This window comes from Ruegeria sp. CG1, assembly GCF_056537265.1.
The window spans coordinates 26,056-45,500 of the sequence record NZ_JBQFRF010000001.1 but is presented as its reverse complement, the minus strand read 5'-3'; the positions used below and the strand labels follow the sequence as shown (position 1 = coordinate 45,500).

At 55.0% G+C, this 19,445-nt stretch carries 20 protein-coding genes and 3 pseudogenes; 13 read left to right on the top strand and 10 right to left on the bottom strand.

Translation table 11 applies throughout. The features are described 5' to 3' along the window. Positions 1-179 precede the first annotated feature (179 nt). A complete protein-coding gene (locus ACR0AU_RS00240) occupies positions 180-1,208 on the top strand; it encodes a LacI family DNA-binding transcriptional regulator (RefSeq protein WP_480795127.1) in 1,029 nt (342 codons plus the stop codon). 10 nt (positions 1,209-1,218) lie between these two features. After that, the gene (locus ACR0AU_RS00235) at positions 1,219-2,856 is read left to right on the top strand and encodes a GMC family oxidoreductase (protein ID WP_480561289.1); all 1,638 of its coding nucleotides are present in this window, start codon (positions 1,219-1,221) and stop codon (positions 2,854-2,856) included. 140 nt (positions 2,857-2,996) lie between these two features. Here ACR0AU_RS00235 and ACR0AU_RS00230 read toward each other — a convergent pair whose 3' ends face one another. Continuing rightward, positions 2,997-3,308, bottom strand: a complete 312-nt coding sequence (locus ACR0AU_RS00230; RefSeq protein ID WP_480795126.1) for a cupin domain-containing protein — start codon at positions 3,306-3,308, stop codon at positions 2,997-2,999. A gap of 35 nt (positions 3,309-3,343) precedes the next feature. Further along, on the bottom strand, positions 3,344-4,024 hold the full coding sequence (locus ACR0AU_RS00225; protein ID WP_170512688.1) for a GntR family transcriptional regulator: 681 nt from the start codon (positions 4,022-4,024) through the stop codon (positions 3,344-3,346). A 260-nt stretch (positions 4,025-4,284) separates the two neighbouring features. Between ACR0AU_RS00225 and ACR0AU_RS00220 the strand changes: the two genes are divergently transcribed. The 5 genes from ACR0AU_RS00220 (at position 4,285) to ACR0AU_RS00200 (ending at position 8,598) form a co-directional block, all read left to right on the top strand. Continuing rightward, positions 4,285-5,070: an SDR family NAD(P)-dependent oxidoreductase gene (locus ACR0AU_RS00220; RefSeq protein WP_480438726.1), complete on the top strand. Its 786-nt coding sequence runs from the start codon at positions 4,285-4,287 to the stop codon at positions 5,068-5,070. A 51-nt stretch (positions 5,071-5,121) separates the two neighbouring features. Beyond that, on the top strand, positions 5,122-6,105 hold the full coding sequence (locus ACR0AU_RS00215; protein ID WP_170512686.1) for a TRAP transporter substrate-binding protein: 984 nt from the start codon (positions 5,122-5,124) through the stop codon (positions 6,103-6,105). A gap of 75 nt (positions 6,106-6,180) precedes the next feature. Continuing rightward, complete coding sequence (locus tag ACR0AU_RS00210; protein ID WP_170511735.1) at positions 6,181-6,708, top strand: TRAP transporter small permease; 528 nt, start codon at positions 6,181-6,183, stop codon at positions 6,706-6,708. Positions 6,709-6,717: 9 nt separating this feature from the next. Beyond that, positions 6,718-7,998 carry a TRAP transporter large permease gene (locus tag ACR0AU_RS00205; RefSeq protein WP_480795125.1) on the top strand — a complete coding sequence of 427 codons (1,281 nt, stop codon included), beginning with the start codon at positions 6,718-6,720 and terminating at the stop codon, positions 7,996-7,998. An 84-nt stretch (positions 7,999-8,082) separates the two neighbouring features. Continuing rightward, positions 8,083-8,598: a redoxin domain-containing protein gene (locus ACR0AU_RS00200; protein ID WP_170733474.1), complete on the top strand. Its 516-nt coding sequence runs from the start codon at positions 8,083-8,085 to the stop codon at positions 8,596-8,598. A 60-nt stretch (positions 8,599-8,658) separates the two neighbouring features. On the opposite strand, the pseudogene ACR0AU_RS00195 reads toward ACR0AU_RS00200, so the two are convergent. Beyond that, positions 8,659-9,365: pseudogene (locus tag ACR0AU_RS00195) on the bottom strand (IS6 family transposase). 160 nt (positions 9,366-9,525) lie between these two features. On the opposite strand from ACR0AU_RS00195, the gene ACR0AU_RS00190 reads away from it, so the two are divergent. The 6 genes from ACR0AU_RS00190 to ACR0AU_RS00165 all read left to right on the top strand — a co-directional run bounded on the left by ACR0AU_RS00190 (position 9,526) and on the right by ACR0AU_RS00165 (position 14,094). Further along, positions 9,526-10,146, top strand: coding sequence for a glutathione S-transferase (locus ACR0AU_RS00190; protein ID WP_170635331.1), 621 nt, complete (start codon positions 9,526-9,528; stop codon positions 10,144-10,146). A gap of 36 nt (positions 10,147-10,182) precedes the next feature. Further along, the gene (locus tag ACR0AU_RS00185) at positions 10,183-10,851 is read left to right on the top strand and encodes a cupin domain-containing protein (RefSeq protein WP_170399734.1); all 669 of its coding nucleotides are present in this window, start codon (positions 10,183-10,185) and stop codon (positions 10,849-10,851) included. Between the two features lie 3 nt (positions 10,852-10,854). Next, positions 10,855-11,538, top strand: coding sequence for an SDR family NAD(P)-dependent oxidoreductase (locus ACR0AU_RS00180; protein WP_170399731.1), 684 nt, complete (start codon positions 10,855-10,857; stop codon positions 11,536-11,538). A gap of 3 nt (positions 11,539-11,541) precedes the next feature. Next, on the top strand, positions 11,542-12,603 hold the full coding sequence (locus ACR0AU_RS00175; RefSeq protein WP_170399728.1) for an NAD(P)/FAD-dependent oxidoreductase: 1,062 nt from the start codon (positions 11,542-11,544) through the stop codon (positions 12,601-12,603). Positions 12,604-12,609: 6 nt separating this feature from the next. Then, positions 12,610-13,173, top strand: coding sequence for a TetR/AcrR family transcriptional regulator (locus tag ACR0AU_RS00170; RefSeq protein ID WP_170399724.1), 564 nt, complete (start codon positions 12,610-12,612; stop codon positions 13,171-13,173). A gap of 63 nt (positions 13,174-13,236) precedes the next feature. Continuing rightward, a complete protein-coding gene (locus tag ACR0AU_RS00165; RefSeq protein WP_170733476.1) occupies positions 13,237-14,094 on the top strand; it encodes an SDR family oxidoreductase in 858 nt (285 codons plus the stop codon). A gap of 258 nt (positions 14,095-14,352) precedes the next feature. Here ACR0AU_RS00165 and ACR0AU_RS00160 read toward each other — a convergent pair. The 7 genes and pseudogenes from ACR0AU_RS00160 to ACR0AU_RS00130 form a co-directional block, all read right to left on the bottom strand. Beyond that, positions 14,353-15,060, bottom strand: a pseudogene (locus ACR0AU_RS00160) (IS6 family transposase). A gap of 31 nt (positions 15,061-15,091) precedes the next feature. Continuing rightward, a pseudogene (locus ACR0AU_RS00155) lies at positions 15,092-15,499 on the bottom strand (glycogen/starch/alpha-glucan phosphorylase); the annotation flags it as partial. Positions 15,500-15,514: 15 nt separating this feature from the next. Further along, the gene (locus tag ACR0AU_RS00150; protein ID WP_480438732.1) at positions 15,515-15,778 is read right to left on the bottom strand and encodes a hypothetical protein; all 264 of its coding nucleotides are present in this window, start codon (positions 15,776-15,778) and stop codon (positions 15,515-15,517) included. A gap of 2 nt (positions 15,779-15,780) precedes the next feature. Beyond that, positions 15,781-16,038: a helix-turn-helix domain-containing protein gene (locus ACR0AU_RS00145; protein ID WP_480795124.1), complete on the bottom strand. Its 258-nt coding sequence runs from the start codon at positions 16,036-16,038 to the stop codon at positions 15,781-15,783. Between the two features lie 164 nt (positions 16,039-16,202). Beyond that, complete coding sequence (locus ACR0AU_RS00140; protein ID WP_170733478.1) at positions 16,203-17,678, bottom strand: mannitol dehydrogenase family protein; 1,476 nt, start codon at positions 17,676-17,678, stop codon at positions 16,203-16,205. Beyond that, complete coding sequence (locus tag ACR0AU_RS00135; protein WP_480438860.1) at positions 17,666-18,439, bottom strand: L-iditol 2-dehydrogenase; 774 nt, start codon at positions 18,437-18,439, stop codon at positions 17,666-17,668. Before ACR0AU_RS00135 ends, ACR0AU_RS00140 begins: the two co-directional genes overlap by 13 nt. After that, a complete protein-coding gene (locus ACR0AU_RS00130; protein WP_170383437.1) occupies positions 18,436-19,440 on the bottom strand; it encodes an ABC transporter ATP-binding protein in 1,005 nt (334 codons plus the stop codon). The genes ACR0AU_RS00135 and ACR0AU_RS00130 overlap by 4 nt, the downstream gene beginning before the upstream one ends. Positions 19,441-19,445 lie beyond the last annotated feature (5 nt).

The window sequence follows — 19,445 nt, the reverse complement described above, 5'->3', positions numbered from 1 at the left end:
ACTAATAATATTATTTCGTCAACACTAATATTAATTACTATTCACTAATATTAGTTGCGTGTCCTCCGCATAGTCGATAAAAAGGAAGCGAACAAAAAGGTTGAGCGATGAACGATCAAGCGAACAAGACCGGGCAGCACAGGGGCGTGGGACGAGTCGCGGGCCGGCAGCGCATAACGATGCATGATATTGCACGCGTCGCCGGGTGCTCACAGACGACAGTATCGCTGGTTCTAAACAAGAACGATTCCGTCAAAATCTCCGAGGACACAAAGCAAAGAGTCCTGGATGCCGCCAACACGCTTGGATACGCCATGCCCTCTCAACTCAGGAAACCCCAGGACAGCGCGCCTCGACCCTCGGCGTTAGACGGCACCATCGCTTTTGTCGTGGACGATCTGGCGTCGAGCCCCGAAATGGTAAACGCGTTTAATGGCGTGAAACAGGCCGTTCGGGACACGGGAAATCTTGTATTGCTGGCAGAAACCCAAAACGACCCCGAGGTCGAACCCAGAACGCTTAGGTATTTCCTCGACCAACATGTTGCGGGCATCATTTACGCAACCGTTTTCACCCGGCGGGTGGTCGTTCCGGAAATACTCAGGCAGACCGCAACCCCGGTTCTGCTGCTGAACTGCTTTTGCGACGACCTCTCTTTTCCTGCGGTGATCCCCGGCGAAGTCGCTGCTGGACATACGGCGACCAACGCCCTGATCAAGGCGGGGCACAAACGAATCGCCACCATCACCGGTGAGCCGTTCATGGAATGCGCCGCAGGGCGAACGACCGGGTACAGAAACGCCCTTGCTTCCGCCGACATCCCATTTGACGAGGATTTGGTCATCGAGGGCAACTGGCTGCCCAGCGCAGGCTATGCTGCCACGCGCGAATTGATGGACCTGCCCTCTCCGCCAACCGCCATTTTCTGTCAGAATGACCGAATGGCGATCGGCTGCTATGAGGCGCTCAAGGAACTTGGCCTATCCATCCCCGAAGACATCTCGGTCATCGGATTTGACGATGACGAAACCGCGCGACACCTGTCGCCCCCCCTGACCTCGATGATCCTTCCAACTAGGGCGATGGGACGCTGGGTCATCGAACAGTTGTTCCACGGTCCGACGGATGGTCAGCGACACCCTCTCGTGAAGCTTGAATGCGAACTGGTGGAGCGCGACTCGATCAGCGAACCCAAACGCCGGGCCTGAAGGCGAACTCATGACGGAAACCTTCGATCATATCGTCATCGGCGGCGGCTCTGCCGGCGCAGCCGCTGCAGCGCGACTGGTCAACCAGGGCAAGTGCAGGGTTCTGGTGCTGGAGGCCGGGCATTCGCACCGCCATCCGTTGCTGGACATGCCGCCGGGTATCTTCAAGATGATCAACGGGTCCAAGTTCATGACCTACCACCAGACCGAACCGCAGGACCACCTGGACGGTCGCGTGCATGACATTCCGCAGGCCAACGTGCTGGGTGGCGGGTCGTCTGTGAATGCCCAGGTCTATATGCGCGGCCGCCCTTCTGATTATGACGCGTGGGACGACCTGCTACGACAGACCAACGACGGGGTCGGCTGGGGATGGGATGATGTGCTGCCCTACTTCCGTAGAATGGAAGACAATAACAGGCTTCACAATGACCTGCATGGCAGCAACGGTCCGGTGCAGGTCTCGGATCCGGGGCATATCGACGACATGTCACGTTGGTTTGTTCAGTCGGTGCAGGCCCTTGGCGAACCATTCAACACGGACTTTAACGGCGCAACGCAGCGCGGTGTCGGGTTCTATCAGTTCACCAATCGCGCCGGTAAGCGCAGTTCGTCTGCCTATGCGTTTCTCGCCCCTCTCGAGACGAACCCGAACTTGACCATCCAGCTTGGCGCAACGGTCAGCAAAGTCATCATCGAAAACGATAAGGCCGTCGGCGTGCAGTACCGAGACAAACGCGGAGCCCACACGGTCCGGTGCGATGGTGAAGTTGTCGTTGCGGCGGGCGCTCTGGTGACGCCAAAAATCCTAATGCTATCAGGCATCGGACCCGATGCACATCTTGCCGATCACGGTATTCCCGTGATCTGCCCATTGCCTGGGGTTGGCCAGAACCTGATCGACCACCCCGAAGTTCCAATTACCGCCTTTGCCAACGGTCCCTACGGATACTTCAAACAAGGTGAGGGCTGGCGGATGCTTCGCAACGGCATCCAGTTCAAACTGTTCGGCAGCGGACCGGTGACTTCCGCCGGAGTCGAAGCCGGCGCGTTTGTCAATCCGTCGATTCCTGATGGAGAACCAACCATTCAAGCTTTTTGCGTGCCAATTGTTTATCTGGATCGCGACGCTCTGGACGAGGTGCAGGATGACTTTGGCCTGACCGTTACGACCGTCGTGGTCAAACCGAAATCACGCGGAGAGGTCCGGCTTCGCTCGGCCGATCCTCACACCATGCCAGTGGTCTCGCCCAACCTTCTGAAGCATGAAGACGACATGCAGGAGATGATCCGGGGGCAGCGGTTCTTTCGCCGGGCATTCACTTCGGGCCCGCTTGCTCAAAGGGTTCGCGAAATCGTCATTCCCACAGCGGACGACGACCAGACGCTACGAGCACATTGCAAGCGATTCGTAAAAACCAACTATCACCCGGCGGGCACTGCCAAAATGGGCCGGGACGGCGACGGAATGGCCGTGCTGGACGCCAGGATGCGCGTGCGCGGAATTGAGAGCTTGCGGGTGTGCGACATGTCAGCCGTGCCCGACATCAACGCCGGCAATACAAACGCACCTGCCATGATGCTGGGCGAACGATGCGCCGACCTGATCCTCGGCATCGGATCAGCCCGCGAGATACGCAATTCCTAACCTGAGCTGCGGCGTCGCCCGTCATTGATCCTATTTCTAACGCAGAATATGGCGTCGCCCTGCCCGACCCACCGAAAATAGACTACCCTGCCTCAATGCGCAGAACGTGGCCAAAGGTCATGGCGCGGACGGAAAACGCCTTACAGAAAATCGTCCCGCCTGGGCGTGAAGCAGTCGATCAACTCTCCGGCAGCCAGGCAAACACAACCATGGCTTACACCGGACGGAATAATCAGGCTGTCACCGGGTTCCAACGCTCGCTCCTGATCTCCGATGACAAAGTTGAACCGCCCGGACCGCACAAATGTCGACTGCACATGCGGATGGTCGTGCAACACGCCTTCGGCACCTTCTTCAAACCGGAATGAAACCATCATGAGGTCTTCATTATTCGCCAAAACCTGGCGCGTGACACCTGAGGCAGGTGATACAATCGGATAGCTCTTGGTCATAATGCGAGGTCCTTAGTCAGTTGGCGGCGTTCAATTTATTCGAAATACTCGGCATGTTTCGAGTGAACCTCCTCGATGGTCTTGTCGATGCGGCCCAGATGGCGGCGTATCATCTCGGTCGCAGTCGCCTCGTCGCGGTCTGCCAGCGCTTTTGCCAGCTCAACATGATCCCGAACCAGAATGTCGGCCTCGCTCTCGCGCCCAAGGCTTAGAACGCAAAGGCGGTCGATCTTTCTTTTGCATTCCTGAATCGTGTTGAAGGCCAGCGGGTTGCCGCTCAACTCACAAATCAGCCGGTGAAAGTCATAGTCGAGCTGATGGAACTTCTCGGCTTCGTTCCTTGAAACGACGTCTTTCTGCTGCTTGAGATTGTCCTCCAGCAGCTTCGAATATTCGGGCTTCCAGTTCCGACATGCAGCGCGCACCACTTCCAACTCGACCGAGAGGCGAACAAAGCGCGCATGACCGATCCGTTCCATGGAAAAACTACGTACCCGCGTGGCTTTCTGTGGTCGGATCAGCAGCAAATCCTGCGCCTCAAGCCTGTTGAAAGCATCGCGGACCGGCTGCCTCGACACTTCGAACTTTTTTGCAATATCTGCTTCGGACAGTTTTGTTCCCGGCAGAATTTCCAGTGAAACGATCGCCTCGTACAAACTCTCATATACGATGTCAGTGGTTGTGCGCCGCTCGATTTTATCCGTAATACTTTGCATTTCCTGCCTTTTTCTGCGCGTGACCAACACCGGCGGCATTCTGGGCCACTAGGCCTCTCCCTCCGATACTCCTCAATGTATCTCCAGCCAATCCATTTAGCACGGGCCGTGCGAAGCCTTTTGTGGCTCCCAAACAAATTTGTTGACAATACTAGTATCCTAGTCGACTACAATAGGCAACACGGCTGAATGCTCGTTAAGGCTCAAAGACCAAAACGGGCGCACTGACTGGATGACCGGGGAGCCAAGGGGGCAAGAAAATGACCGAATTGAACGCTGAACAGATTGGCCCGAACATGGAACTGGCAGGGAAGGTTGCGATCGTAACCGGCGGCGGACGGGACATTGGCCGCGCCTGCGTCATGAAACTGGCCAAGGCTGGAGCGTCGATCGCGATCAACTATCACAGCTCATCTTCGGGTGCGGAATCGGCGGTTCAGGAAATAACGGCTGCCGGAGGTAAGGCGATTGCCATACAGGGCGACATGACCTCCGGTGCAGATGTGGAAAGGCTGATCTCGGAGACTATCGCGACATTCGGACCTCGGATCGACATTCTTGCCCACGTGACCGGCGGATTGCTGGCCCGGAAGACCCTGTCTGAGATGGATATGGAACATTGGTGCCATGTCATGGACCTGAACACCACTTCTTTTGCTCGCACTGTTCAGGCCGTGTTGCCGCATATGAAAAAAGGCGGCGCGATCGTCGGGTTTGCGAGTCAGGCGGGGCGTGACGGGGGTGGCCCAGGCGCGGTCGCCTATGCGGCCTCGAAGGGTGCGGTCATGACGATGACGCGTGGATTGGCCAAAGAACTGGGGCCGGACATCCGGGTAAATTCGGTTTGCCCGGGCATGATCGACACCGATTTTCACAATGTCTTCACAAAAAGCGAAGTGCGGACCAACGTGGCCGGCGCCACGCCGCTTAAACGCGAAGGCACATCTGAAGATGTCGCCAATCTGGTCGCCTATCTGGCCTCAGACGCCGCTGCTTTCATTACGGGCGCGAACATCGACATCAACGGAGGCCTGCTCTTTTCATAACCGGCCTTCGCCGGGCATCGAGTCAACTGTCTGTTTTCTAGGGAGGAAATTATGAATATCAAACTGACTAAAACGCTGATGAGTGCCGCGACCGTGGTCGCAATTACCGGGAGCGCATCCTTCGCAGAGGATTGGCGCGGGTGGAATATCCACGTGGATGGTTACCCAAACACCATCGCGATGGACAAATTCGCAGAACTCGTTACGGAAAAAACTGGCGGTGAAATCAGCCTTCAAATGTTCCATGGGGGCACGCTGGGCAGTCAGCCCGACGCGGTTGAACAGGTCCGCGCAGGCGCATTGGAAGTCGGCAACTTTAACCTGGGCCCAATTGGCCCGATTGTCGCCGAGGCCAATGTTGTATCGTTGCCCTTTATATTCAAAGACGTCCCGCACATGTTCCGCGTCTTGGACAGTGAGGGTGGCGAGGCAATTGCGGCGGGCATGGCAGCCAAAGGCTTGACACCTCTTGCGTGGTATGACGCTGGCGCTCGCTCCTTCTACAACGGAACAAAGGCAATCAACGCACCTGCCGATGTTGAGGGAATGAAAGTTCGGGTCATGAATAATGACCTCTTTACAGGCATGATTTCTGAGCTTGGTGGCAACCCATCGCCAATGGCGTTTGCCGAAGTTTATCAGGCGCTGAAAACCGGTGTCGTCGATGGTGCCGAAAACAACTGGCCATCATACGAGTCAACTGGCCACTTCGAAGTTGCAGGTTTCTATTCGCTGTCTCAGCACCTGATAATACCCGAATGTATCTGCATTAATACCGACACGTTCAACGCACTGTCACCTGAGATGCAGGCCGCGGTTCGAGAGGCAGCTCAGGAATCTGCAAAACTTCAGCGGCAATTGTGGGCCGAGCGCGAAGCAGCCAGCCGTACAGCCGTCGAAGAAGCTGGTGTGGTCGTGAATGAAGTGGCAGACAAAGCCCCGTTCCAAGCGGCTATGGGCCCGGTTTACGAAGCCTACTTTGCTACGAACCCCGATTTACGCCCGCTTGTCGAGACTATCCAGGCGACGGACTGATTTAGCTACATTGGGTCTGATATTGTCCGGTCCCGCACATGCGGGTCCGGACGCCTGATCAAGAGTTGTGAGCCAATGAGTTATACTTCCCTGCCCCCGACATCTGTGCGCAAGATGATCCAGATCCTGGATTGGATCGCCGACGTGTGCCGGGTTTTGACCGGTGTCGCACTGGTTGTCATCACGGTCATATTCGGATGGCTAGTATTTGGTCGCTATGTTCTGAATGCGACGCCGACCTGGGTCGAGCAAGTCGCCTTGCTTCTCGTCATGACAATTGCGTTTCTCGGTGCGGCAGTAGGTGTACACGATAACACGCACTTGTCCGTGTCTCTCGTGCGTTCTGCGGTTCCTCCACGTGTGAGGACCATTTTGGTTATCTGCACAGACGTGCTTATGGCTGGGTTCGGCGCCTTGATGCTGTGGTTCGGAGCTCGACTTACGATCTTTAAGTGGGGATCGCTAATCCCATTGATTCAAGTCCCCGAAGGCTTGCGTTCATTGCCTCTCACGATTGGCGGAGGACTCATATTACTCTTTTCCGTTGGTCATCTAATCCGCCTCTATGTCGGTTTTGACGAGCGCAATGACAGCATAGAATAGAGGCGAATGATGGGAATACTTCTGTTGCTTGGCGTGTTCGCCCTCTGCGTTCTGATCGGAACGCCTGTAGCATTCGCGCTTGGAATAGCGGCCATTTCGGCATTTTGGTTCGAAGGCTTACCCTTGATGATCGGATTTCAGCGGATCGTCTCCGGGATCAATGTATTCTCGTTGATGGCGATCCCGTTCTTCATTTTTGCAGGTGAACTGATGTTCCACGGCGGGATAGCCATGCGTCTCGTCAGGTTTGCTTCAGCCGCTGTCGGGGCCGTGCGCGGCGGCTTGGGAATTGTGAACGTGTTTTCTTCGATGCTTTTTGGGGGGATTTCAGGGTCGGCCATCGCAGACATTTCCGCACTGGGGTCTATCTTGGTTCCTGTGATGAAAGAGAAAGGTTACGATGCAGATTACGCCGTAAACGTGACCGTTACGTCCTCGATTGCCGGTATAATTATTCCACCCAGTCACAATATGATCATTTTCGCGATCGCAGCCGGGGGTGGAATATCGATCTCGAAGCTGTTTCTTGCGGGCGTTGTTCCAGGAGTTTTAATGTGCCTTTGCCTTGCTGTGGCGGCGTACCTTGTAGCGGTGCGCAGAGGTTATCAAGCTGAGACTTTCCCGGGTTGGTCAGCGCTCGTAGTGAGCTTCTTCAGTGCAATTCCAGGACTTTTGACGGCTGTGATTATCGTCGGCGGTGTGTTGTCGGGTATTTTCACCGTTACGGAGTCCGGAGCTTTTGGGGCCATTTACGCATTTGTGGTCACTCTGATCGTCTACAGAAGCATAACGTGGGAAAACTTTTGTATTGCCGTCTCTTCTGCTGTGCGCACGACGGCGATGGTAATGATATTAATCGCATGCGCTGGTGCGTTTGCCTACATGCTGACCTTTTACAGAGTTCCGGACAGAACCGTAGATCTGCTTACTGGGTTGACAGAAAATCCGATACTCATCCTGCTGATGGTAAATGCGGTTTTGTTGTTGCTTGGAATGATTATGGATATGGCAGCTCTAATTCTGATCTGCACACCCATTTTTCTACCCGTTGCCAACAGCCTTGGGATTGATCCGCTGCAATTCGGGATGATCTTGCTCGTGAATTTGGGATTAGGATTGTGCACACCACCGGTCGGATCCTGCCTGTTTGTCGGTTGCGCCGTGGGTAAATTGCCAATGGAGAAAGCCGTGCGAACAATATGGCCCTTCTACTTGGCAATTCTCTTCGCATTAATGATTATCACTTTTGTACCCGCGATTTCACTAACACTGCCAAGCTTGGTTGGGTGAATAAAGTACATTCAAGTTTAAAGGCAGACACTTGAAGCTAAGCTTGTGTTCGAGTTTCTCTCTTAATAAAAAAAGGAAGCTGACATGTCGCAAAAACCCAAAGTGAATGCTCCCGTCGAGCAGATCAGTGTTTTTGATGTCTGCGGTGGCGAAATAGAGATTGGTCGGCCCAAAGATCGATGGACGATGCTTTTCGTCTATCGCGGGCGTCACTGTCCCAGATGCAAGCGATTTCTCAATAAATTGAACGCCATGCTGGCTGATTGGAGCAGCGTCATGGATGTGGTGGTCGTTTCTGCCGACTCTAAAGAAAAGGCTTTGGCCGACAAGGAAGAGTTCGGTTGGACATTTAATTTGGGCTTTGGATTGACCGAAACGCAGATGCGATCACTTGGCCTCTACGTGTCGGCCCCTCTTTCAGAGGCTGAGACAACGACACTGTTTGCAGAGCCCGGCGCATTCGGAATTCGGCCAGATGGCAGTTTGATGTTGGTCGACATTTCGAATGGCCCTGCTGCGCGCCCGGATCTTGAAGAATTGCTAGACGGAATGAAGTTCAATATCGAAAACAACCGCCCGACTCGGGGAACAGTTTTATAACTGCAACGGTGCAGTCAGGCGAATTCGAACCAGTCTCAGTTTACCGCAGAAACAGCGAACCTATCCGGAACAAAGTTGACGCCACTCGCTAAGTGTGGCGGCGCGGGTTAGCTTCAAGGTGTCTCGACTGGCTAGCGATCTTTCCTTGTTGAAGTGGTCGTAAACGGAGGAACGGACGGAGGCGAATTTCTGTAGACTTCGCATGCGCCTGAAACGCTGCATGGCGCGTTCACGCCGTCGGAAAGGAAGGTGCGAGTTCTCGACGGGGTTATTGAGCCACCTGCCCGTCCTTTGTTTTTTAGCACGCCCTAGTGTCTGAGTGCAGCCTTATAGAATGCAAAACAGTCGGTCACGATCTCATCGGCGCAACCATATCGCTTCATCAGTTTCTAGATGAATTTCAGCGCTGCAGCTTTGTTTCGGCGTTTGGTGACAACGGCCTCCAGTACTTCGCCCTCATGATCTACGGCCCGCCAGAGGTAATGCCGCTTGCCATTCACATTCACGAAAGTCTCGTCAACGTGCCACTTCCATTTTGAAAAGGCTCGGAGTTGCTGAACACGCTTCTGCCTTATCTCAGCAACAAACATCGGGCCAAACCTGTTCCACCAATATCGGACAGTTTCGTGGCTGACATCGATACCTCGCTCGTGCAGCAGATCTTCGACATTCCGAAGCGAGAGCGAGAAACGGATGTACAGCATCACCGAAAGGCGGATGATCTCGGGACTGGTTTTTAAGTATTTGAAAGAGGCAGGTCTGGTCATGCGCAAAAGCTACGCAACACCCCTACCCCGCTCAAGCAAAGTTCTTCTGAAAAGACCATCAGAGCAATTCAATCTGACAAGACGTAAAAAAGGCTTGCAATAATATCTACCTATTGATAGGTAGATTACATGAAGTACAAACCCCGACGGAGGTACTCAGATGAAGATTTATGATGTCGAAGGGTTCCCGAACCCTGCCCGTGTTCGTATTGCGCTGGCTGAAAAAGGCGCGTCAGACAAAGTTGAATTCATCCCTGTGGATGTGATGGGCGGCGAACATCGCACCCCTGAGTTCAAAGCCAAAAACCCCGATGCCGCAGTGCCTTGTTTGGAACTGGAAGATGGATCGCACATCGCTCAATGCAACGCGATCACAGAATATATCGACGCAACCTTCGATGGCCCATCATTGACCGGCGTGACTGCGCAAGAGCGCGCCCGAATCTCGATGATGAATCTGCGCGCGGAAAACGGTCTGTTGAATGCGGTCGGCACCTACTTCCACCATGCCACACCTGGCCTCGGCCCGGAACTGGAAACCTATCAATGCGCCGAATGGGGCAACAAACAGAAAGAGGTTGCCGGAAACACTATGGCCTATCTGGATGCGGTATTGGCCGAAAACGAATACTTGGCCGGAGACACATTCTCGGTGGCTGATATCACCGCCTTTGCAGGATTGGCGTTCGCCGATTTTGCCAAAGTTGAAATTCCTGAAACCCTGACCAACCTGCAAGCTTGGCGTGCTAAGATGGCGGCCCGTCCATCTATCGCCGGCTAAGCGAGAACTGCCATTTAAGTTGAAAGGACCCCTCCCATGGAACTCAACTCGGACTTCTCTTCGCGTGTCGTTGTTCACTCTGATCAGCTTGAGTGGCAGGCCTCGCCCATGAAGGGTGTGGACCGGCGCATGCTGGACCGAATTGGTGGCGAAGTCGCCCGCGCCACCACCATTGTGCGCTATGCACCAGGCAGCAAGTTTTCGGCCCACACCCATACAGGCGGTGAAGAGTTCATCGTTCTGGACGGCGTCTTTCAGGATGAGCATGGCGATTTCCCGGAAGGCACCTATGTGCGCAATCCGCCCACAACCGGGCACACGCCCGGCTCAGAACCCGGCTGCACGATCTTCGTCAAACTCTGGCAGTTCGACATGGAGGACCGCAATCAGTTCCGCAAAACCATGGCCGACGAACTGGCCGCACCCGTGAACGGGGTCGCCACTGCGACCCTGCACAAGGATGACCGCGAGGTTGTCACTTACAGCCATGTTGATGCAGGCACCGAGATTACTTCGAATGCGCCGGGTGGTATCGAGCTGTTAATGATTGGCGGATCTCTGACCTCAGGCGGTGACGTTCTGAAAAAGAACGACTGGCTACGCCTGCCTGAGGGTGAAGCGCTGTCGGCTATGGCTGGCCCAGACGGGGCGAAGGTCTGGATGAAGACTGGCCACCTGCCCTTTGCACAGCCACCGGTGGTTTAATTCATGAGTAGCAAGAAACCTCTGGCGATTGTCGCCGGTGCGGGGGCTGGCCTTGGCCAGTCCCTTCTCGCGCGGTTTCAGGCAGGTGGCATGACGGCCATTGGTCTTGGACGGACGCAGCCGCAGGAAACGATCGCGCCGTTTCATCAGGTCGATCTGTCCGATCCGAGTGCGGTTGCGCCAGTGATTTCTGAATTGATCGCTACGCATGGCCCGCCGAAGTTCGTGGTACACAATACGGCTGAGCTGGTGATCGCGCCATTCCCCGAAACCGCATTGGAAGACTATCAGAGAACGTGGACATCAATGGTGCAATCTTTGGTCCTGCTGGGGCAATGTGTTCTGCAACCGATGGTGCGCGGCGGTGGTGGCGCGCTGATCGTTTCGGGGGCCACAGCGTCGCTGCGCGGCGGCCCACGGTTTTCCGCTTTTGCGTCGGCTAAGTTCGCCCTGCGCGGGCTGACACAATCGCTGGCACGTGAATATCAACCGGCTGGCGTACATATCTCGCACGTCGTTTTGGACGGGATCATCGATACACCCCGCTCGCGGGATTTGCACTCGCTGGATCCGTCGAAGATGATGAAACCGGACGAGATTGCCGAGGCCTACTGGCAGTTAGCCCATCAACCGCAATCCACCTGGACCCATGAGCTGGACCTGCGCCCGGCATCTGAGGGGTTCTGAGCGATGCAGACGCAAACTCTGATCATTGGCGCAGGCCTTTCTGGCCTCTGCCTTGCGCGACAGCTACAGGCACGAAACCATGACTACCTGCTGGTCGAAGCGCGGGGTCGACCGGGCGGACGTATCTTGACGGAAAGGCTGGAGGGTGGGTACTTCGACATGGGTCCCGCCTGGTTCTGGCCCGGGCAGCCGCGTATTGCAGCGTTAATAAAGCGGCTCGGTCTGGAGTGGTTCGAACAATATTCAACAGGCGCTCTCAGCTTTGAAAACGAGATCGGCCAGGTCGAGCGCGATCGCGGGTTTGCCTCGATGCAAGGATCGTATCGCTTGAAAGGTGGTCTGGGCGCCCTCACTGATGCGCTTGCCGCTGAGATACCGCCGAAGCGGCTCATCTTATCCGCGCCTATCGTCGGGTTAGAGAAGTCTGCGTCTGGGATCACCGCGACCGCTCAAACTGGGCAGGTCATCCATGCTCAGGAAGTCGTACTGGCCCTCCCTCCTCGCGTGGCGAGCAAGATCGCGTTCTCACCTGCTTTACCAGATGAAGCTTTAGCGGCAATGACTGGGATCGCGACTTGGATGGCCGGCCAGGCCAAAGTCATCGCTGTCTATGATACCCCGTTCTGGCGCACGGCCGGGCTGTCCGGTCACGCGATGAGCCGCAGGGGGCCGATGGTGGAAGTACACGACGCCTCCCCTGCCGAGGGCGGACCTTACGCGTTGTTCGGCTTTATCGGCTTACCCCCGCGCACCCGGAGCAACGAAGAACGGCTGCGGCAGTTGCTCAAAGGGCAACTGTCCAGGCTGTTCGGCGCCGAAGCTGCGGAGCCAAAGACACTCTTTGTTAAAGATTGGGCCTTTGACCCGTTCACCTCTATCGAAGCGGATCAACAGCCGTTATACGCTCATCCGCAATACGGGCTGCCCCATGCGATGACCCGTCTGTGGGATGGCCGTCTAATCTTTGGCGGGACCGAAGTTGCACCACAGTTCGGGGGCTATATCGAAGGCGCCCTGGAGTCTGCGGAAAACGCGCTGGCCCTGATCATGACGGAAAAGGTTTGAGCACGTATGACGAGTGATACCAAGACTGCCCTTCTGGATGTTGCCGAACACGCTGCGCGCGCGAGGGGGTTTGACGGGTTCAGCTATGCCGATCTGGCAGAGGCGGTGGGTATTCGCAAGGCGTCAATCCACTATCATTTCCCGACCAAAGCAGCGCTGTCGGCGGCACTCATGGATCGCTATCATGAGACCCTGCAGGCAGAGTGCAACCGCATCCGGGTAGAACACAAAACCGGGGCCGAGCAAATGCTGGCCCTGATCGACCTCTACCGGGATGCACTCAATGACGGGAAAACCTTGTGTCTCTGCGTGTCGCTCATCAGCAGCCGTGAAAGCCTTTCGGATGACGTGATCCAAAAGATCAGAAAATTCCGCGCCATGATGGTTACCCAAATCGAAGAGATCCTGAAGCTTGGCCAAGAGGATAAATCAATCACCGGTATCACCGATCCGATCTCGGAGTCCCGCGCGATACTGGCCCTTTTGGAAGGCGCGCATCTGACCGCGCGCGCAGAAGAGAATGTGAATACCTTCGATGAGGCTTTGGGCGTTTTAAAGTCCCGCTGTTGACCTTCGCCCCGACACATCGGATCGTTGCCGCAAGCAATTCATTTGATATTCGGAGCTTCCATTATGCCCAAAGTCATTCTGATCACCGGCACGTCAACCGGCCTTGGTGTTCAAATCGCCGTACAAGCGGCCCATGCGGGCCATACTGTCTACGCTACTATGCGAAACCTCGCCAAGCGCGGCATCCTGGATGCGGCCGCCTCTGACGCTGGCGTCAATTTCAACGTGCTTGAGCTGGACGTGCAAGACAGCGCCAGCGTAAACGCCGCAGTCGATCAGATCATCGCGAACGAGGGGCGGATCGATAAGCTGATCAACAATGCGGGTGCCGGATTTATTCGTACAACCGAACAAGCCAGCGAAGAAGAGGTCGCCTGGGTCATGGATGTGAATTTCATGGGTGTCGTGCGCTGCACAAAAGCGGTGATGCCACACATGCGCGCAGCACGCTCGGGCCACGTCATCACAATCTCATCCGTAGGCGGCCTAGTGGGTCAGCCGTTCAACGAGATCTACTGCGCCGCAAAGTTCGCGGTTGAGGGGTACACTGAGGCTTTGGCCAGCTACGTCACGCCCAATTTCGGTATCCATTTCTCGACAGTTGAACCGGGCGGTATTCAATCCGAGTTTGCGACCAATGTGCTGAAACATGTCGAGGCCACGGGCGGGATGCTTGAGGATGAGTATCTACCTATTCTCCAGAAGTATATTGGCGGCGCTCAGGCGCGAATGGATGGCAGCGATAACTATCAAACTTCGGAACAAGTGGCATCAGTTGTCTTGGGCGTGATTGAAGCCTCTGACCCGCCGATCCGCGTTCGCACTTCAAACTGGGGTGAGGCGTTTACTCGCCTGAAAACCGAAGCAGACCCGGATGGAAAAAAGCAACAAGCAGCCGTGATTGAGCAGTTCCTACGCTAAAACCTTACTCGTGTAAGTCTGCTAGGAATGCGGCAGCCTTGCTGCAATTGCCACAGGTTTCCATGCTGCATCAACGGCGACGTCCGCTTTTTGCGATGTCGAGGAACACCAGCACGCGTCGATCATGCGTACAATCCCTGATCCTTTTCGGATCGGTTTCTGTCGGCAATGTCTTTAAGCTTTTCGCGAGCAGCGCCATGAAAAGGGTGCTGTCAGACGAATTCGAACTCGTCTCTATTAGGCCAGTGACGCTGTCCTTTATCCAGCACCAAGTTCGCGCCACTCGCTAAGAGCGGCGCTTCGTGTCAACTTGAAGGTGTCTCGGCTGGTCAGCGATCTTTCCTAGTTGAAGTGGTTGTAGACGGAGAAATGGACGGAGGCGAATTTCTGTCGACTTCGCATGCGCCTGAAACGTTGCATCGCGCGTTCGCGTCGTCGAAACGGCTGGTGCGAGTTCTCGACGCGGTTGTTGAGCCACCTTCCCGTCTTTTGTGTTTCGAGCGCGCCCATTTCTCTGAACGCAGCTCGATACGACGCGAAGCGATCGGTGACTACTTCTTCAGCTTTACCGCGCCGCCTCATCGATTTCCTGAGGAATTTCAATGCTGCTTGCTTGTTTCGACGTTTGGTAACGATTGCTTCCAGCACTTCGCCCTCATGATCGACGGCCCGCCAAAGACAAAGCCGCTTACCATTCACCTTCACGAAAACCTCGTCCGCGTGCCACTTCCATTTGGAGTATGCTCTCAATTGCTGAGCACGCTTTCTTCGGATCTCAGCAGCAAACATCGGGCCAAACCTGTTCCACCAATATCGGACAGTTTCGTGCCTCACGTCGATGCCTCGCTCGTGCAACAAGTCTTCGACATTCCGAAGCGAGAGCGGGAAACGGATGTACAGCACTACCGCAAGACGGATGATATCGGGACTGGTTTTGAAGTATTTGAAAGAGGCAGGTCTGGTCATGGGCAAAAGCTATGCAACACCCCTGCCCGCCTCAATACAAGCTCTTCTGACAAGACCGGGCTGACCATAGGCGCAGAGTGTCACCCCACGCGCCCTTCCAACCAACTACCGGCGTATCAAATGCTTGGGCCAGAACCGTATCGGCGGGATGCCATTCCGCCTTCCCATCGTGATGGGAAACATAGCCGCCAAAGGCGATCCGGTATCGGACTTCGGGACGCTCAAACTCTCAGGCGAAGCGCTGGTTTAACCAGGTTTCCGCTTTTTCGACCTGCTGACCTTCGACAAAACTCTGCTCGAAAAAAGCCATGCTCATAGCGGATGTCGTAACCATAAGCCGGAAGCCAAGAGTAGCGAGTGAGCCCATGAAACAGGCCGCCAGCCGTCCGAGGCCGCCATTCCCCAAGGCGGCATCAGGTTCGTCGTTGAATACGACCGACGCATCTTGGCCGAGTTACGCAAGAGCTTCCATAACCTCTTCCAACAGCCCCAGATTCGCGGTCATGTCTTCGACAAGTCGGCCAATCAAAAACTCCATTGAAAGGTAGTAAACACGTTTTGCGCCTGACTGATACGTCTCGCGCGTGCTTTCGAACCAAGGGTCAACTATGCGGTCGCGCAACGTTAGCGAAACCGCCATTCGCCAATCATAGGTCGACGCATGTACTGCGTCTTTGCCGAGCGAATAGTTGAGATGTCTGAGGATTTGTGAGTGCATGATTAAACAGGGCCAATTGTTTTGGTCGGGTTGGGTTTGATTGCGACGCCTATGCCGTCAGACACACTTCCATAATTGAGGAATTGAACACCTTCGGCTTCAAGAGTTGTGCGCATCGCTTCGATAATAGCGTGCTTCACGCCGCTTTTTCCGGCTTCAAACCGGTGTACGGTCATATGAGAAACCCGCGACAAATCGGCAAATCCCTTCATAGACAATCCAGGCGCGTTGCGGGCCATTCTAAGCTGTTCTGGTTTCACGTTTTTCTCCAGAATCTTTGGGGGATCACAGATGAGCAAGCCTGCCCTATCTGACTTTCTTAATAACGGGTCCAACACATCCGCGATCTACGCGATTTACACTCCTGATCGGTCAACCAGTATTTCCTACCAAAAGCACGAGTGACACCACCCACAGATTTGCCTCAAGCCTCATCAACGTACGCGATAAGAGCAGCTTCGCAACCATTCTGCCAAACCATGTCGAGCCACTTGGAAAACGAACTGGAAAACGGTTTGGCGTCCTTCAAGTCACCGTAAATCCGACTTTGTTCAAGCCAGACCGCCGGGTTTGACTTGGCGGCAAGGGCTGCCTCACTCAGTCTATCCCAAATCGGATCATTCGCCTCGATCACACTACCATCTTCGCGTGTGCCTGCGCACATACGTGCCCATAGCGCCTCGACGAGCGCTAAACCGGTAACGGAACGCCCAGCCTTCAACTGGTCTCGCAATATCGGCAAAACGAAACCTGTATGGCGCGCTGAACCGTCGAAAGCCACGCGTCTGGTCGTGTCCACAATCCTTGGATTTGAAAACCTGCTTTCAACGAGGCCTACATACTCTTCCGGACTTTTTCCGGAAACCGATGAAACCGTTGGCGCAATCTCTATTCTCTGAACTTTACCAAAAAACTGCGAAACAACCGGGTGTCTCATGCATTCGGAAATCGTCTTGAGCCCTAATATCTCACCCACATTTGCGAGCACCTGATGCCCGGCATTGAGGACTCGAATTTTCATAGCTTCAAACGCATGAACGTCGTCAGTGAAGATTGCGCCAACCTCACCCCAGTCCGGACGCCCAGCGCAGAAATTGTCTTCAATCACCCATTGGCGATACGCTTCGTGCGTGACCACAGCAGCATCGTCAATGCCAAAATCTATGGCAAGTGCAAGTTCGCTTGGACCGGTCGAAGGGGCGATGCAATCCACCATCGAATTCGGAAATGTGGCGTTGGTGTCAATCCAATCGGCCAGTTCAGGGTCGGACATGCGAGCCATCGAAACAACGGTTTGCCTAAGGACGTCACCGTTGCTTTGCAGATTGTCGCAACTTAGCCCGGTGAAGGGCGCATGCCCTGCGTCTCGTCTCACGCGAAGGGCGGCCACTATGGCACCAAAGACTGTTCGGGGCGCCAAAGGATTTTTGGCGTCGTGCTGAACGTCAGGGTGGTTGGCGTCAAACCCGTTCGTGACTGGATCAACGTAGTAGCCACTTTCGGTTACAGTCATAGAAACGATGCGAATGGCCGGATTCGACATCGTGCGAATTAGCGCTCCGTTGCCGTCTTCAATAGGCAGGTAGTTGATCATCGAGCCTATGACTTCAGCTGAGATTTTTTCAGGATCGAGCTCGATCAGGGTCGTGAGGCAATCCTGTGCAAGCAGTTTCTCCCGCATAGTCGCATCATAGGGTCGTACGCCCGCGCCGATGATGGCCCAATCTTCAGCTTTTCCTTGCTGCATTAATCGGTGCAAGTACCATGCTTGATGCGCGCGGTGGAAATTGCCGACGCCCACATGAATAATACCTGGTTTCAGGGTGGTACGGTCATATCTTGGGCGCTCGACGGTGAGCTGGTCGAGTGTCGCATTCGAAAGGGAGATCAGCTCATCCATTGCCCACCATCCACGTTATAAGTTTGTGCGACGATGTAGTTCGCCGCATCACTTGCCAGAAAAACAGCCATTCCGGTCAAATCGTCCGGTGTGCCCATGCGTCCGTAGGGCACGGCGGCATCAACTTCCTGTTTCTTTTGTCCGGGTGCCTTGTCTTCATACTTGGCAAAGAACGCATCCACGCCGTCCCAGTGCTCGCCGTCGACGACACCCGGAGAAATCGCATTCACGTTTATGCCGTGCTTGATCAGGTTCAGCGCCGCCGACTGAGTCAGGCTGATGACCGCCGCTTTTGTCGCGCAATAGACTGCAACCAACGGCTCACCGCGCCGTCCGGCTTGACTTGCCATGTTGATGATCTTGCCACCTTTCCCGCGCTCAATCATGCACCGCGCTACGGCCTGCGTCGTAAAGAGAGTACCCGCTACATTGATGTCAAAAGCGCGTTGATAGTCGGCGCGTTCGATTTCAACAATCGGGGCTGCTGTGAAAAGTGCTGCGTTGTTGACCAGAATGTCTATATGCCCGAACTCCCCTATTGTATTGCCCACAGCGTTGTCGATGCTGGCCTGGTCGGTCACATCCATAGCCACCGCGATTGCATTTTCTCCAAGTGCGGCAGCGCTTTGGCGAGCGCCATCAATATTGATGTCGGCGATGGCGACTCGAGCGCCTTCACTGACGTAGGCTTCGGCAAAGGCCCGCCCGATTCCTCGGGCGGCACCTGTGATCAGGGCTGTTTTTCCAGCCAGTTGCATTATTCGATCCTTAGACCTTGAGCGTCGAACTTGTGCAACTTGTCCATTTGCGGTGTCAGGTAGATCGTGTCGCCGTGCTTGGCCTGAATGTCACCTGTAATCCGCACGGTGACCATGTCAGCAAGACCCGTGTCATGGACGTGAATGAAGGTGTCCGATCCCAGGTGCTCCGCCACACCAACGACGCCTTTCCACATTCCATCAGTCATGCTGACATCTGTGTGTTCAGGACGAATGCCGATTGTGGTTGCCCCGTTTTTCTCGGCCTCAGCACCTGAGATCAGGTTCATTTTCGGAGACCCTATGAACCCCGCGACAAATTCGTTACGTGGACTGTGATAGAGCTCTAGCGGTGACCCCACCTGTTCGATCACGCCAGCCCGCAAAACGACGATCTTGTCCGCCATGGTCATGGCTTCAACCTGGTCGTGGGTCACGTAGATCATTGTCGTCTTGAGCCGTTCGTGAAGTTCACTGATTTCAAGCCGCATACCAACACGCAGGGCCGCGTCGAGGTTGGACAGCGGTTCGTCGAAAAGGAATGCCGCCGGTTCCCGAACAATTGCCCGGCCAATAGCAACGCGCTGACGCTGACCGCCCGACAATTGCCCCGGACGCCGATCCAGATAATCGGTAAGATTCAGCGCCTTTGCGGCTCCTTCAATCCGGCGATTTTGTTCGTCCTCATCGATCCCTGCCATTTTCATCGGGAACGCGATGTTTTTGCGCACCGACATATGCGGGTACAGGGCGTAAGACTGGAAGACCATTGCCAAGCCGCGCTTTGCGGGGGGCACGTCAGTAGCATCCGAGCCATCAATTTCGATATGACCCGTAGTGATGTCTTCGAGTCCCGCGATCAGGCGCAATAGTGTGGATTTACCGCAGCCCGAAGGCCCGACAAAAACCGTGAACTCGCCGTCTCCAATTGTCAGGTCCAGCGGCGGAATGACTTGAACGTCGCCGAAGCTTTTGGTCACTTGGTTGAGTTTGATTTGTCCCATTGGTC